Below are 17,518 nucleotides of genomic sequence, written 5' to 3'. Positions count from 1 at the left end.
CGCGGTCGAAGGCGTACGTCGGCAGACCCATGACCTGGGCCCCGGCCTCCGCGAAGAACCCTCGCCAGTCGACCTGGACGCCCTGGACGTGCGCGGTGACGAGCGCCGTCAGCGCGCTCTGCGCCTCGGGCCGCTCGGCGCGCAGCGCCGGGGTGAACACGCCCTGCTCGACGCACTCCTGGCCCATGGCCGAGAGCACGCCGTCCGGGCCGAGCTCGACGAAGGTCGTGACGCCCTGGGCCTCCAGGGCCCGCATGCCGTCGGCGAAGCGGACCGCCTGGCGGACGTGCTGCACCCAGTACTCGGGCGAGCACAGTTCCTCGGCCGTCGCGACCGAGCCGGTCACGTTGGACACCACCGGGATCGTCGGCTCGGCGTAGCTCAGGCCCTCGGCGACGGCCCGGAACTCCTCCAGCATGCCGTCCATCAGCGGCGAGTGGAACGCGTGCGAGACCTTGAGCTTCTTGCTCTTCTCGAACCGACCGGCGATGGCGAGAACTTCATCCTCGTCACCCGAAACCACCACGGAGGTCGGCCCGTTGATGGCGGCGATGCTGACGTTCTCGGTGAGCAGAGGCAGGACGTCGGCCTCGGTGGCCTTGACCGCCACCATCGCTCCGCCCTCGGGCAGCGCCTGCATCAGCCGGCCGCGAGCGGCGACCAGGGCCACCGCGTCGTCCAGCGACAGGACGCCCGCGACGTGCGCGGCCGCCAGCTCGCCGATCGAGTGGCCGACCAGGAAGTCCGGACGGACACCCCAGCTCTCGAAGAGACGGAACAGCGAAACCTCGACGGCGAACAGCGCCAGCTGCGTGAACTCGGTGCGGGCAAGGACGTCCGCGTCCGCGCCGAACACCGCCTCCTTCAGCGGCAGTTCGACCCGCTCGCATACGGCGTCGAAGGCCTCCGCGAACACCGGGTAGGCCTGGTACAACTCACACCCCATGCCGGGACGCTGGCTGCCCTGCCCCGTGAACAGGAACGCCAGCTTCCCGCCCGCTGCCCCGGTCACCAGCCCGGCGGCCGTGCCGCCCTCGGCGAGTGCCGTGAGGGCTCGGACGACGCTGTCCCGGCTGTCCGCGACGACACCGGCGCGGAGGTCCATCGTCGCGCGGGTGGTGGCCAGCGAGTAGGCGAGGTCGGTGACCCGCAGCTCGGGCTCGGCCTCGACCAGGCTGAGCAGACGCTGCGCCTGACCGCGCAGAGCACCCTCACTCTTCGCGGACAGCACCAACGGCGCCTGGCCGTCCTCGGTCGACAGACGCTCCGAACGCTTCTCCACCGGAGCCTGCTCGATGATGGCGTGCGCGTTGGTGCCGCTGAAGCCGAAGGAGGAGACGGCCGCGCGACGCGGACGTCCGGTCTCCGGCCACGGCCGGGCCTCGGTCAGCAGCTCGACGGCGCCCGAGGCCCAGTCGATGTGCGGGGACGGCTCGTCGACGTGCAGGGTCTGCGGCAGCATGCCGTGCCGCATCGCCATGACCATCTTGATGATGCCGCCGACGCCGGCCGCCGCCTGGGTGTGACCGATGTTGGACTTCAACGAGCCCAGCCACAGCGGCTCTTCGGCACGCTCCTGGCCATAGGTGGCCAGCAGTGCCTGCGCCTCGATCGGGTCGCCGAGGGTGGTGCCGGTGCCGTGCGCCTCGACCGTGTCCACGTCGGTGGCCGTGAGGCGCGCGTTGGCGAGGGCCTGGCGGATGACCCGCTGCTGGGACGGGCCGTTGGGGGCGGTCAGCCCGTTGCTCGCGCCGTCCTGGTTGATCGCCGAGCCACGGACGACCGCGAGCACCTGGTGCCCGTTGCGCTGGGCGTCGGACAGCCGCTCCAGGAGGAGCATGCCGACACCCTCGGACCAGCCGGTGCCGTCCGCGTCGGCCGAGAAGGCCTTGCAACGGCCGTCGGCCGCCAGACCGCGCTGCTTGCTGAACTCGATGAACGCGCCCGGGGTGGACATGACCGTCACACCGCCGGCCAGGGCCATCGTGCACTCGCCCTCGCGCAGGGCCTTCGTCGCCCAGTGCAGGGCGACCAGCGAGGAGGAGCAGGCGGTGTCGATGGTGACCGCCGGGCCCTCCAGGCCCAGGGTGTAGGCCACCCGGCCGGAGGCGATGCTGCTCGAACCGCCCGTGCCGAGGTAACCCTCGACACCGGCCGGAATCGCGTGCAGACGCGAGGTGTAGTCGTGGTACATCACGCCGGCGAACACGCCGGTCGCGCTGCCCTTCATCGAGGCCGGGTCGATGCCCGCGCGCTCGAACGCCTCCCAGGACGTCTCCAGCAGCAGGCGCTGCTGCGGGTCCATCGCCGACGCCTCACGCGGGCTGATCCCGAAGAACGCCGGGTCGAACAGACCCGCGTCGTGCAGGAAACCACCCTCCGTGACGTAACTCGTGCCGGAGAGACCCGAGTTGACGTCCTCCAGAGCGTCCAGGTGCCAGCCACGGTCAGTGGGGAAGGACGTGATGCCGTCACCGGCGCCGAGCACCAGCTGCCACAGGTCCTCGGGCGAGGCGACCCCACCCGGGTAGCGGCAGGCCATGCCGACGATCGCGATCGGCTCGTCCACGACGGTCGTGGACAGCACCTCGGCCACCACCGGGGCCTCACCCACGAGCTCGTCGCGGATGAACTCGGCGAGCGCGGACGGCGTCGGGTAGTCGAAGACCAGCGTGGCCGGCAGGCGCAGACCGGTGGCCGCGTTCATCCGGTTGCGCAGCTCGACCGCCGTCAGCGAGTCGAAGCCCAGCTCCCGGAAGGCGCGGGTCAGGTCGACCCCCTCCGCCGAGGCGTAGCCGAGGACCTCGGCCACCTGGGTGCGAACCACCTCGCGGACCACCTCGTCGCGGCGCGCGGCCGGCAGGGCGAGCAGGCGCTCGGCCAGCGAACCGGCAGCAGCGGAACCGCCACGCGCGGCGGTCCGACGGCGCGGCGCACGGACCAGGGCCCGCAGCAGCGGCGGGACCTCACCCCCGCCGACCATGGCCACCGGGTCCAGGTGCATCGGGACCACCAGGGCGCGCTCCAGCGTGAGCGCACCGTCGAACAGGGCCAGACCCTCCTGCGCCCGCAGCGGCGCCACGCCCGCCCGGGCCAGGCGACGAACGTCGGCCTCGCTCAGGCTGGTGGCCATGCCACCGTCCTCGGCCCACAGACCCCACGCCAGCGACGTGCCCGGCAGCCCCTCGGCCCGGCGGCGGGCCGCCAGAGCGTCCAGGAACGCGTTGGCCGCAGCGTAGTTGCCCTGACCGGCCGCACCGAACACACCCGACACGGAGGAGAACAGGACGAACGCCGACAGGTCCATCCCTGCCGTCAGCTCGTGCAGGATCACCGCCGCGTCCACCTTCGGACGCAGCACCGCCGACAGGCGCTCCGGCGTCAACGCCGACACCACACCGTCGTCCAGGACACCGGCGGTGTGGACCACCGCCGACAGCTCCCGGCCTTCCAGCAGCGCCGCGACGGCCGCGCGGTCGGTCACGTCGCACGCCGCGATCTCGACCTCGGCGCCCAACTCGGCCAGCTCGTCCCGCAGTTCGACGGCACCCGGCGCGCCCAGGCCGCGACGGCTGGTCAGCACCAGACTCCGCACCCCGTACGCAGTGACGAGGTGCCGGGCCACCAGCGAGCCCAGACCGCCCGTGCCACCCGTGACGAGAACCGAGCCCTCGCTCAGCGACGGCACAGCGTTGTCCGACGAGGCGGCCGAGACCCGGACCAGACGCGGCGCGAACGCCACTCCCCCACGCACCGCCACCTGCGGCTCGCCGGACTCCACAACACCCGACGGCAGTTCGGCACCCGCCTCCAGGTCCACCAGCAGGAACCGCTCCGGGTTCTCCGACTGCGCCGAGCGCACCAGACCCCAGACCACCGACTCCGCCAGACCCGCAACACCCGACGCCGCATCGACCGACACAGCACCACGCGTCACCACGACCAGCGTCGAAGCGGCGAACCGCTCCTCCGCCACCCAGCCCCGCACCAGCTCCAGCGCACGGACCGCAGCCGCGTGCACCTCCTCGGCACCGGAACCGTCCGCAGAACCGAACTCCACCGCCACCAACGACGGCACAACCTCCACGGCATCCAGCTCCGCGAGGTCACCCACCACGAGGACCTCACCGCCAGCCTCACCGAACGCGACCCGTGCCCAGTCGACACCGAACAGCGAGTCGGTCGACCCACCCGCGGCCGCCAACTGCCCGGCGGCCACCGGCCGCAGAGCCAGCGAACCGACGGTCCCGACCGGCTGCCCCTCGGCGTCCGCCAGCGTCAGCGACACCGCGTCCGCACCCGCCGACACCAGCCGCACCCGCAGCGCGTCCGCACCCGAGGCGACCAGCGACACATCGGACCACGCGAACGGCAGGTGCGCCTGGCCCTCGGCCCGGACGAACCCGCCCAGCCCAACAGCCTGCACCGCCGCGTCCAGCAGCGCCGGGTGCACACCGAACGACCCGGCATCCCCGCTCACCGCCTCCGGCAGCACGACCTCGGCGAACACCTCACCGTCCCGACGCCAGGCGGCCCGCAGACCCTGGAACGCCGGCCCGTACACCAGCCCGGCCTCGGCCAGACCCCGTGCGAACACCTCCACATCCACGGCCTCGGCACCCGCCGGCGGCCACTCCACCAGACCCGCACCCTCAGCAGCCGACGCACCCTCCGCCAGCACACCCGAGACATGACGGACCCACTCCGACGAGCCCTCGGCCCGACCGTGCACAGCCACCGAACGACGCCCGGACGCGTCCACCGCGCCCACCGTCACCTGGACCTGCACACCACCCGACCCCGGAAGCACCAACGGCGCCTCCAGCGTCAACTCCTCCACCAACGAGCAACCCACCTGGTCACCCGCACGCACCGCAAGCTCGACGAACGCCGTGCCCGGAACGATCACCGAACCCAACACCGCATGATCGGCCAGCCACGGGTGCGACTCCACCGACAGACGACCCGTGAACAGGAAGCCCTCCGCATCGGCGAGAGCCACCGCCGCACCCAGCAGCGGGTGGTCGGCCTCGCCGAGACCGGCGGCCGTCATGTCACCGGCGAGCGACGGGACGTGGAGCCAGAAGCTCTCACGCTCGAACGCGTACGTCGGCAGGTCGACCCGACGGGCACCGACCCGAGAGGCCAGGCTGCTCCAGTCCGCGGCGGCACCGTGGGCGAACGCCGTCGCCAGCGCGGAGACCGCCGTTCGCGGCTCCGGTCGCTCGGCACGCAGCGCCGGCACGAACACCCCGCCGTCGACGCACTCCTGGCCCATGGCCGAGAGCACGCCGTCCGGGCCGAGCTCGACGAAGGTGGTGACACCCTTGGCCTCCAGGGCCCGCATGCCGTCGGCGAAGCGAACGGCCTGGCGGACGTGGCGCACCCAGTACTCGGGCGAGCACAGCTCCTCGACCGTCGCAACCGAGCCGGTGACGTTGGAGACGACCGGGATGCGCGGGGCGCTGTACGTCAGCCCCTCGGCAACAGCCCGGAACTCCTCCAACATCCCGTCCATCAGCGGCGAGTGGAACGCGTGCGAGACACTCAGCCGCTTGGTCTTCTCGAACTGCCCAGCGATCGCGAGGACTTCGGACTCCCCGCCCGAAACCACCACGGAGGAAGGCCCGTTGATCGCCGCGATGCTCACCTGGGCGGTCAGCAGCGGCAACACCTCCTCCTCCGAGGCCTTGACCGCCACCATCGCACCGCCCTCCGGCAGCGCCTGCATCAGCCGGCCGCGAGCGGCGACCAGCGCCACCGCGTCGTCCAGCGACAGCACACCAGCGACATGCGCGGCCACCAGCTCACCGATCGAGTGGCCCACCAGGAAGTCCGGACGGACACCCCAGCTCTCGAAGAGCCGGAACAGCGCGGTCTCCACCGCGAACAGCGCGACCTGGGTGAACTCCGTACGGGCGAGAACCGTAGCGTCCTCCCCGAACACCGCCTCCTTCAGCGGCAGTTCCACCCGCGCGCGCACCGCGTCGAAGGCCTCCGCGAACACCGGGAACGCCTCGTACAGCTCACGCCCCATCCCGGGACGCTGACTCCCCTGCCCCGTGAACAGGAACGCCAGCTTCCCGCCGCCGGCCAGGCCCTGGACCACCTGCGGGTCGGACTGGCCGTCGGCCAGTGCCCACAGGCCGGCGATCAGGGCGTCCCGGTCCTCGCCGAGGACCACGGCCCGCTGCTCCAGGACCGTGCGGGTGGTCACCAGCGAGTGCGCGACGTCGGCGACCGGAAGCCGGTCGTCGGCCGTCACCAGCGCGTGCAGGCGCTCGGCCTGGCGCCGCAGGGAGTCCTCTCCCCGTGCGGTGACGACGAACGGCGTGACGACGGTCGGGGCCGCGTCCGTCCCGGCGACGGCCGTGGCCGGCCGCTTCTCCGCCGGGGCCTGCTCGATGATCGTGTGGGCGTTGGTGCCGCTGATACCGAAGGAGGAGACGGCCGCGCGACGCGGGCGCCCGGTCTCCGGCCACGGCCGGGCCTCGGTCAGCAGCTCGACCGCGCCCTCCGTCCAGTCGATGTGCGGGGACGGCTCGTCCACGTGCAGGGTCTGCGGCAGGACACCGGCGCGGATCGCCATCACCATCTTGATGACGCCCGCGACACCCGCGGCGGCCTGGGTGTGGCCCAGGTTGGACTTCAGCGACCCGAGCCAGAGCGGCTCTTCGGTGCGCTCCTGGCCGTAGGTGGCGAGCAGCGCCTGGGCCTCGATCGGGTCACCCAGCGAGGTGCCGGTGCCGTGCGCCTCGACCACGTCGATCTGGTCGGAGCTGAGGCGGGCGTTGGCGAGCGCCTGGCGGATGACGCGCTGCTGGGACGGCCCGTTGGGGGCGGTCAGGCCGTTGCTGGCACCGTCCTGGTTGACGGCGCTGCCGCGCATGACCGCCAGCACCTGGTGGCCGTTGCGCTGCGCGTCGGACAGCCGCTCGACGAGCAGCATGCCGACGCCCTCGGACCAGCCGGTGCCGTCCGCCGCGGCGGCGAACGACTTGCAGCGGCCGTCGGCCGCCAGGCCGCGCTGCTTGCTGAACTCGATGAAGGTGCCGGGGGTGGCCATCACGGTCACACCGCCGGCGAGAGCCATGGTGCACTCGCCGTTGCGCAGGGCCTGGGCGGCCAGGTGGAGGGCGACCAGCGAGGAGGAGCAGGCCGTGTCGACGGTGACCGCCGGGCCCTCGAGACCGAAGGTGTACGCCAGGCGGCCGGACAGCACGCTGCCCGCGTTGCCGGTGCCGAGGTAGCCCTCGATCTCCTCGGGAATGGTCTGCAGGCGCGCGGCGTAGTCGTGGTACATCACGCCGGCGAAGACGCCGGTGGCGCTGCCCTTCATCGAGGCCGGGTCGATGCCCGCGCGCTCGAACGCCTCCCAGGAGGTCTCCAGCAGCAGGCGCTGCTGCGGGTCCATGGCGAGCGCCTCGCGCGGCGAGATGCCGAAGAACACCGGGTCGAAGCGGTCCGCGTCGTGCAGGAAGCCGCCCTCGCGGGTGTACGTCGTGCCGGAGCGGACGGACTCGGGGTCGTACAGGCCCTCGACGTCCCAACCGCGGTTGGTCGGGAAGAGCGAGATGCCGTCGCCGCCGCCGAGCACGAGCTGCCACAGGTCCTCGGGCGAGGCGACCCCGCCCGGGTAACGGCAGGCCATGCCGACGATCGCGATCGGCTCGTCGTCCCCGCCCGAGGCCGTCTGGGCCTTCACGACCGCGGTGGCCGCGGCCGGTTCGAGGTGTCCGAGCAGTTCGGTGTGCAGGTGGTCGGCCAGGGCGGTGGGCGTCGGGTAGTCGAAGACCAGCGTGGCCGGCAGCCGCAGGCCGGTGGCTGCGTTGAGGCGGTTGCGCAGCTCGACGGCGGTCAGCGAGTCAAAGCCCAGCTCACGGAAGGCCCGGACGGCGTCCACCGCGTCGGCGGACGGGTAGCCCAGCGCCGTGGCGGCGTTGCCGCGGACCAGGTCCAGCAGCGAACGGTGCTGCTCCTCGGTCGACAGGGTGCTCAACTGGCCCACCAGCGTGGCGGCGGAGCCGCTGCTGACGTCCACCTTGCGGCGGCGCGGGGTACGGACGAGTCCGCGCAGCAGCGGCGGGACGTCGCCGGTGCCGACCGCCGTGACGGGGTCGAGGTGCATCGGGACGACCAGGGCGCGCTCCAGGGTGAGCGCGCCGTCGAACAGGGCCAGGCCCTCCTGGGCGCGCAGCGGGGCGACGCCCGCGCGAGCAAGGCGACGGACGTCGGCCTCGCTCAGGGCGGCGGACATGCCGCCGTCCTCGGCCCACAGGCCCCACGCGAGCGAGGTGGCGGGCAGGCCGTCGGCCCGGCGCTGCTCGGCGAGCGCGTCCAGGAACGCGTTCGCGGCGGCATAGTTGCCCTGGCCGGCGGCACCGAAAACGCCGGAGGCGGAGGAGAACAGGACGAACGCCGACAGGTCCATCCCTGCCGTCAGCTCGTGCAGGATCACCGCCGCGTCGACCTTCGGACGCAGCACCGCCGACAGCCGCTCCGGCGTCAGCGACGACACCAGGCCGTCATCCAGGACACCGGCGGTGTGGACCACCGCCGACAGTTCCCGGCCTTCCAGCAGCGCCGCGACAGCGTCGCGGTCGGACACGTCGCACGCGACGACATCCACCTCGACGCCCAACCCGGCCAGCTCATCACGCAGTTCGGAAGCGCCAGGCGCGCCCAGGCCGCGACGGCTGGTCAGCACCAGACTCCGCACACCGTGCGCCGTGACCAGGTGCCGGGCCACCAACGAGCCCAGACCACCCGTACCACCGGTCACCAGGACCGAGCCCTCACCCAGCGACAGGCTGCTCTCCGAGGAGGCGGAAACGCGCACCAGGCGAGGCGCGAACGCCACACCCCCACGCACCGCCACCTGCGGCTCACCGGACTCCACAACGCCCGACGGCAGTTCGGCGCCCACCTCCAGGTCCACCAGCACCAGCCGGTCCGGGTTCTCCGACTGCGCCGAGCGCACCAGACCCCAGACCACCGACTCCGCCAGACCCGCAACACCCGACGCCGCATCCACAGCAACGGCACCACGCGTCACCACGACCAGCTTCGAAGCGGCGAACCGCTCCTCCGCCAGCCAGCCCCGCACCAGCTCCAGGGCCCACACACCGGCGGCGTGCGTGGCCTCGGCCACGTCACCGCCGCCCGCCTGCGGTGCCTCGACGACCACGACCTCCGGGACCTCGTCCGCGGCCAGCTCGGCCGGCGACGAAACCATCCGAACGTCCGCACCCGACCCGGCCCCGAGCGCGATCTGCGCCCAGTCCATGCCGAACAGCGACTCGCCGCCACGGCTGCCCGCCGCCGTCAGCTGCCCGGCGACCACCGGCCGCAGCACCAGCGACTCCACCGAACCGACCGGACGGCCCTCGGCGTCCGCGAGCGTCAGCGACACCGCGTCCGTACCGGCGGACACCAGCCGCACCCGCAGCGCACCCGCGCCCGAGGCGACCAGCGACACACCCGACCACGCGAACGGCAACCGGCCCGCTCCCGCGTCCTCCACCAGGCCACCGAGCCCGACCGCGTGCAACGCCGCGTCCAGCAGCGCCGGGTGCAGACCGAAACCGGCCGCCTCCCCCGCCACCGCCTCCGGCAGCGCCACCTCGGCGAACACCTCGCCGTCGCGACGCCACGCCGAGCGCAGACCCTGGAACACCGGGCCGTAACCGAACCCGACGCCCTCCATCGCCCCGTAGAAGCCGTCCAGCTCCACCGCCTCGGCACCCGCCGGCGGCCACTCCACCAGACCCGCACCCTCAGCAGCCGACGCACCCTCCGCCAGCACACCCGAGACATGACGGGTCCAGAGGCCGTCCTCACCGGCGCCCTCGACCCGCGAGTGGACCGTCACCGAGCGACGACCCCCGCCGTCGGGCGCACCGACCCAGACCTGGACCTGCACACCGCCCGACTCCGGAAGCACCAGCGGCGCCTCCAGCGTCAACTCCTCCACCAGCGAGCAACCCACCTGGTCACCCGCCCGCACGGCAAGCTCCACGTACGCCGTGCCCGGAACGATCACCGAACCCAGCACCGCATGGTCGGCCAGCCACGGGTGCGACTCCACCGACAGACGACCCGTGAACAGGAAGCCCTCCGCATCGGCCAGCGACACGCCGGCCCCCAGCAGCGGGTGATCGGCCGCACCCAGGCCCAGCGAGGCGACCTCGCCCAGCCAGCCCGAAGCCACCGCCGGCCAGTAGCGCTCACGCTGGAACGCGTACGTCGGCAGCTCGACCCGGTGGTTGCCGGAGTCGAAGTAGGAGGTCAGGTCGAGCTCGGCGCCGTTGACGTGCGCCACGGCGAGGGCGGTGACGACGGTCTGCGTCTCCGCGCGGTCGCGGCGCAGGGCGGAGGCGAACTCGCCGCCGCTGACGCACTCCTGGGCCATCGCGGTGAGGACACCGTCCGGGCCCAGCTCCAGGTACGTGGTCACGCCCTCGGCTTCGAGGGCGCTCATGCCGTCGGCGAAGCGAACCGCCTGGCGGACGTGCCGCACCCAGTACTCGGGCGAGCACAGCTCCTCAGCAATGGCCAGGGCACCGGTCACGTTGGAGACCACGGCGATCTGCGGCGCCGCGTAGGTCAGACCCTCTGCGACGGCCCGGAACTCCGCCAGCATGCCGTCCATCAGCGGGGAGTGGAACGCGTGCGAAACGCTCAGCCGCTTGGTCTTCTCGAACTGCCCGGCGATCGCCAGCACTTCGGACTCGTCCCCGGAAATCACCACGGAGGAAGGCCCGTTGATGGCGGCGATGCTGACGTTGCCCGTGAGCAGCGGCAGGATCTCGGCCTCGGTGGCCTTGACCGCCACCATCGCGCCACCCTCGGGCAGCGCCTGCATCAGCCGGCCACGAGCCGCGACCAGCGTGACGGCGTCGTCCAGCGACAGGACGCCCGCGACGTGCGCAGCCGCCAGCTCGCCCACCGAGTGCCCGACCAGGACGTCCGGACGGACACCCCAGCTCTCGAAGAGACGGAACAGCGAAACCTCGACGGCGAACAGCGCCACCTGGGTGAACTCCGTGCGGGCGAGAACGTCAGCGTCCTCGCCGAACACGGCGTCGCGCAGCGGCAGTTCCACCCGGGCGCAGACGGCGTCGAAGGCGTCGGCGAACACCGGGAAGGCGTCGTACAGCTCACGCCCCATGCCCGGACGCTGGCTGCCCTGTCCCGTGAACAGGAACGCCAGCTTGCCGCCCGAGGCGACGCCCCGGACGAGTCCGGTCCGGTCAGCGTGCTCGGCGAGCGCGCCGAGGCCGTCGAGCAGGGCCGTCCGGCTGTCGCCGAGCAGGACGGCGCGGTGCTCGTGGTGGGTACGGGTGGCCGCGAGCGAGTACCCGAGGTCGGTGGCCGGGGCGTCCGGCCGGGTCTCCAGGTGGGCGCGGAGGCGTCCGGCCTGGGCGGCGAGGGCGTCCGGGGTGCGGCCCGACAGGGCCCAGAGCACCGGCGCGTCGCCGTGCGTCGCCGGCGCGGCCTGCGGGTCGGTGTCCGCCGGCTCGTCGGCGGCCTGTTCGAGGATGACGTGGGCGTTGGTGCCGCTCATGCCGAAGGAGGAGACGCCGGCCCGGCGCGGGTGCGCCGTCTCGGGCCAGTTCCGCGTCTCCGTCAGCAGCTCGACGGCGCCCGCCGACCAGTCCACGTGGGGGGTGGGCTCGTCGACGTGCAGGGTGCGCGGCAGCACACCGTGCCGCATCGCCATCACCATCTTGATGACGCCGCCGACACCCGAAGCCGACTGGGTGTGGCCGATGTTGGACTTGAGGGAGCCGAGCCACAGCGGCTCGCCGCTGCGCTCCTGACCGTAGGTGGCGAGCAGGGCCTGGGCCTCGATCGGGTCGCCCAGTCGGGTGCCGGTGCCGTGCGCCTCGACGGCGTCGACCTCGTCGGCCGTCAGTCCGGCGCCGGCCAGCGCGGCGCGGATGACCCGCTGCTGGGCGGGGCCGTTGGGGGCGGTGAGGCCGTTGCTGGCACCGTCCTGGTTGATCGCCGAACCGCGCACGACCGCCAGCACCTGGTGGCCGTTGCGGCGGGCGTCGGAGAGGCGCTCCAGCAGGAGCATGCCCGCGCCCTCGCCCCAGCCGGTGCCGTCGGCCGAGGCCGCGAAGGCCTTGCAGCGGCCGTCGGCGGCCAGGCCGCGCTGCTTGCTGAACTCGACGAAGGTGCCGGGGGTGGCCATCACGACGACGCCGCCGGCCAGCGCCATGGTGCACTCGCCGTTGCGCAGGGCCTGGGCGGCCAGGTGCAGGGCGACCAGCGAGGAGGAGCAGGCCGTGTCGACGGTGACCGCCGGGCCCTCAAGACCGAAGGTGTAGGCCAGGCGGCCGGAGACCACGCTGGCGGCGGTGCCGGTGGCGAGGTGTCCCTCGCTGGACTCCTGGCCGGCCAGCAGGGCGGCGTAGTCCTGGCTGTTGGTGCCGGCGAAGACGCCGGTGGCCGTGCCGCGCACCGAGCCGGGGGTGATGCCGGCGCGCTCGAAGGCCTCCCAGGAGGTCTCCAGCAGCAGGCGCTGCTGCGGGTCCATGGCGAGCGCCTCGCGCGGCGAGATGCCGAAGAACGCCGGGTCGAACTCGCTCGCGCCGTGCAGGAAGCCGCCGCAGCGCGCGTAGGAGGTCTCCCGCTCTCCGCCGAGGGCGCTGCCCACGGCGCCGAGGTCCCAGCCGCGGTCGGTCGGGAAGTCCCCGACGGCGTCGGAGCCGTCGAGCACGAGCTGCCACAGGCCCTCGGGCGAGGTGACGCCGCCGGGGTAGCGGCAGGCCATGCCGATGATGGCGATGGGCTCGTCGTCGGCCGCCTGCGGCACGGCGGGGGCCTGTGCCCCGGTGTCGGTGCCGAGCAGTTCGGCGCCGAGGTGGGCGCCGAGGGCGGCGGCGGTCGGGTGGTCGAAGACCAGGGTGGCCGGCAGGGTCAGTCCGGTGGCCGTGTTGAGGCGGTTGCGCAGCTCGACGGCGGTCAGCGAGTCGAAGCCGAGGTCCTTGAACGCCCGGCCGGGGTCGATGGCCTCCGCGCCGCTGTGTCCGAGGACGGCGGCGACGGCGTCGCGCACCAGCTCCTCCAGGACGCGCCCGCGGTCCAGCGGGGAGAGGCCGGCGACCCGTGCGGCCCAGGGGGAGGCGGCTTCGGCCGGGCCCTCCTGCGGGGCGGCCGTGGTGGCCAGGCCGCGGACCTCGGGGAGGTCGGCGATCAGCGGGCGGTTGCGGCCGGCGGTGAAGACCGGGGCGAAGCGCGCCCAGTCGACGTCGGCGACGGTCAGCGCGGTCTCGTCGTGGTCGAGCGCCTGCGCCAGGGCGGCGATCGCCAGTTCGGGGGCCATCACGGGCAGGCCGCGGCGGCGCAGCTGCTCCTCCGCGTCGTCCTCGGCGGCCATGCCGCCGTCGGCCCAGGGGCCCCAGGCGACGGCGGTGGCGGCCAGGCCGCGGGCACGGCGCTGCTCGGCGAGCGCGTCGAGGTAGGCGTTGGCGGCCGCGTAGGCGGCCTGCCCGCCGCTGCCCCAGATGCCGGAGATCGAGGAGAAGAGGACGAAGGCGTCCAGCTCGGTGTCGCCGAGCAGCTCGTCCAGGTGGGCGGCGCCGCCCGCCTTGGCGGCGAGGACGTCGGCGAACTCCTCCGGCCGCGCGTCCGGGAGCAGCGCGAGGTGGTTGACGCCCGCGGTGTGGACGACGGCGGTGAACTCGTGCTCGGCGAGCAGCGCTTCGACGGCCGTACGGTCGGCGACGTCACACGCGGCGACGGTCACCTCGACACCCGACGCGACCAGCTCCTCGCGCAGTTCGGCCGCACCCGGGGCCTCCAGACCCCGACGGCTGGTCAGCACCAGGTGCCCGGCACCGTTGTCCGCCAACCAGCGCGCCACCCGCGCACCCAGCGCACCCGTACCGCCCGTGACCAGCACCGTGCCACGCGGCGACCACGAACCCGCCGCCTCACCCGAGCGACCGGCCCGCACCAGACGACGCACGAACACGCCCGAGGCGCGCACCGCGACCTGATCCTCACCGTCCACACCCGCCAGCACCGACACCAACCGGGCCTGCGCCCGGGCATCGAGCACCTCGGGCAGGTCGACCAGACCACCCCAACGCTCCGGCGCCTCCAGCGCCACCACCCGGCCCAGACCCCAGACCTGCGCCTGCACCGCACTGCTCACCCGGTCGGCACGACCGACCGACACCGCACCCCGCGACGCCAACCACAACGGCGCCCCCACACCCGCGTCACCCAGCGCCTGCACCAGCGCGAGGCTGTCGGCCAGGCCGGCGGTCAGCACGGGGTGCTCGGGGTGCGAGCCGGTCCCGAGGGCCAGCAGCGACAGGACGCCGGTCAGTGCGGCCGGGTCCTCGACGGCAGCGCGCAGCCGCTCGGCCAGCGCGGCCCGGTCGAGCGCGCCGGACGGTACGGGCAGCCTCAGGACGTGGGTGCCGTATCTCTCCAGGGCCTCCGCGACGGCGGTGGTCCAGCCGTCCTCGCCGCCGCCCTCCGGGTGGACGAGCAGCCAGGTGCCGGAGAGTTCGGCGGTCGGCAGGTCGGTGAGCGGGTTCCACGCGGCGCGGTAGCGCCAGCCGTCCACGGTGGAGCGGGCGCGGCGCTGCCGGTGCCAGTGCGACAGGACGGGCAGGGCGGGCGCGAGCGCGTCGGCGGAGGCGTCCAGCTCCGCTTGGTCCAGGTCCAGGGCGGTGGCGAGCGAGCGCAGGTCCTGCTGCTCGACGGCCTCCCAGAACCGGGCGTCGAGCTGCTCGGCGTCGTTGTCGCGGGCCGCCGCGTCGGCGGTCGGGACGGCGGTGCGGCCGGTCTCCAGCCAGAACCACTCGTGCTGGAAGGCGTAGGTCGGCAGGTCGACCCGCCGGGTGTCCGGTCCGGTGAGCAGGGCCTGCCAGTCGACGGGGACACCGTGCGCGTAGGCGGTGGCGAGCGCGGTCAGCGCGGTCCGGGCCTCGGGCCGGCCGGCCCGCAGCGCGGGAACGCGGACGCCGTGCTCGCCCAGCGCGGACAGCACGCCGTCGGGGCCGAGCTCGACGAAGACGCTGACGCCCTGGGCCTCCAGGGCCCGCATGCCGTCGGCGAAGCGGACGGCCTCGCGGACGTGGCGCACCCAGTACTCGGGTGAGCACAGCTCCTCGGCGGTGGCGAGGGCGCCGGTGACGTTGGAGACCACCGGGATGCGCGGGGCGCTGTACGTCAGGCCCTCCGCGATCCGCCGGAAGTCCGCCAACATCCCGTCCATCAAGGGCGAGTGGAAGGCGTGCGAGACGTTGAGACGCTTGGTCTTCTCGAACTGCCCGGCGATCGCCAGCACTTCGGACTCGTCGCCCGAAATCACCACGGAGGAAGGACCGTTGACGGCCGCGATGCTCACCTGAGCGGTCAGCAGCGGCAGCACCTCGGCCTCGGTGGCCTTCACCGCCACCATCGCGCCGCCCTCGGGCAGGGCCTGCATCAGCCGGCCACGAGCGGCCACCAGGGCCACCGCATCGTCCAGCGACAGCACCCCGGCGACGTGCGCGGCGACCAGCTCGCCGATCGAGTGGCCGACCAGGAAGTCCGGACGGACCCCCCAGCTCTCGTACAGCCGGAACAGCGCGGTCTCCACCGCGAACAGCGCCGGCTGCGTGAACTCGGTCCGGGCCAGGACCGCAGCGTCCTCCCCGAACACCGCTTCCTTCAGCGGCAGTTCGACCCGCGCACACACCGCGTCGAAGGCCTCGGCGAACACCGGGAAGGCGTCGTACAGCTCGCGCCCCATGCCGAGTCGCTGGCTGCCCTGGCCGGTGAACAGGAAGGCCGTCCGGGCCTCGTCCGCCGTGCCGCGCGCCGCGGCCGGCTCGTCCGCGCCCTCGGCGAAGGCCGCCAGTGCGCGCTCGGCCGCCTCCGGCCCGTCGACCAGCAGCACCGCGCGGTGCTCCAGGGAGGCCCGGGAGGCGGCCAACGAGGCGGCCACGGAGGCCGGGTGGGCGTCGGGGTGGGCGCCGACCCAGTCGCGCAGGCGCCCGGCCTGGGCGCGCAGCGCCTTCTCGGTGCGGGCGGACAGGACCCACGGGACGGGCACGCCGGCGGGAAGCGCGCCGGGGCCCGCGACGGGGGCCGGCTCGTCGCCGTCGGCGACCGGCGCGGCCTGCTCGATGATGGCGTGCGCGTTGGTGCCGCTGACGCCGAAGGCGGAGACGCCGGCCCGGCGCGGGTGGCCGGTCTCCGGCCAGTCCCTGGCCTCGGTGAGCAGTTCGACGGAGCCCGCGGCCCAGTCGACCTTCGGCGAGGGTTCGTCCACGTGCAGGGTCTGCGGGAGCACCCCGGCGCGGATCGCCATGACCATCTTCATGACGCCGGCGACACCGGCGGCGGCCTGGGTGTGGCCGAGGTTGGACTTCAGCGAGCCCAGCCACAGCGGCTGCCCCTCCGGCCGGTCCTGGCCGTAGGTGGCGAGCAGCGCCTGGGCCTCGATCGGGTCGCCGAGCACCGTGCCGGTGCCGTGCGCCTCGACAGCGTCGACCTGGTCGCCGGAGAGGCGGGCGTTGGCGAGGGCCTGGCGGATGACGCGCTGCTGGGCGGGGCCGTTGGGGGCGGTGAGGCCGTTGCTGGCACCGTCCTGGTTGACGGCGGTGCCGCGGACGACGGCCAGCACCGGGTGCCCGAGACGGCGGGCGTCGGAGAGGCGCTCCAGCAGGATCATGCCGACGCCCTCGGACCAGCCGGTACCGTCCGCCGCCGCGGCGAAGGACTTGCAGCGGCCGTCGGCGGACAGGCCCCGCTGGCGGCTGAACTCGATGAAGGTGTCCGGGGTGGCCATCACCGTGACGCCGCCGGCCAGGGCGAGCGTGCACTCGCCGCCGCGCAGGGCCTGGACCGCCAGGTGCAGGGCGACCAGCGAGGAGGAGCAGGCGGTGTCCACGGTGACCGCCGGTCCCTCGAGCCCGAAGGAGTAGGCCAGCCGGCCGGAGACCACACTGCCCGCGTTGCCGGTCAGCAGGTGGCCCTCCAGCCCCTCCGGCACGGCGCGCAGCGAGGACGCGTAGCCCGAGGAGGCCGCGCCGACGAACACGCCGGCCTGGCTGCCCTTCAGCCCGGCCGGGTCGATGCCGGCCCGCTCGAAGGCCTCCCAGGACGTCTCCAGCAGCAGCCGCTGCTGCGGGTCCATGGCGAGGGCCTCGCGCGGCGAGATGCCGAAGAAGTCCGCGTCGAAGCGCCCCGCGTCGGCGAGGAAGCCGCCCTCGCGGGAGTAGGTCGTCCCGTAGTTCGCCGGGTCCGGGTGGTACACGCCCTCGGTGTCCCAGCCGCGGTCCTCGGGGAAGACGGAGATCGCGTCGCCGCCGTCGGCGACCAGCTGCCACAGCTCCTCGGGGGTGCGCACCCCGCCGGGGAAGCGGCAGCTCATCGCGACGATCGCGATCGGCTCCCGGGACGCGGCCTGGAGTTGCCGGTTCTGCTGCCGGAGTCGCTCGGTCTCCTTCAGCGACGCACGAAGCGCCTCAAGCATCTTGTCGTTGGACGAGGCCATCATGTGCTC

Annotated in this window: 1 protein-coding gene (cut by a window edge); it reads right to left on the bottom strand. The window is 73.7% G+C overall.

Annotated elements, in window-relative coordinates:
• Positions 1 to 17,509 carry the 5' portion of a type I polyketide synthase gene (locus tag ACGF0D_RS00050; protein ID WP_392913160.1) on the bottom strand. Its footprint begins 16,523 nt before the window's first position, so only the first 17,509 of its 34,032 coding nucleotides appear in the window; it begins with the start codon at positions 17,507 to 17,509; its stop codon lies off the left edge, out of view.
• Positions 17,510 to 17,518 lie beyond the last annotated feature (9 nt).

It is taken from the genome of Kitasatospora sp. NPDC048298 (genome assembly GCF_043201465.1).
Classification (GTDB): domain Bacteria; phylum Actinomycetota; class Actinomycetes; order Streptomycetales; family Streptomycetaceae; genus Kitasatospora.
The sequence above is the reverse complement of the archived record's forward strand: the minus strand, read 5'-3'. Positions and strand labels throughout refer to the sequence as shown.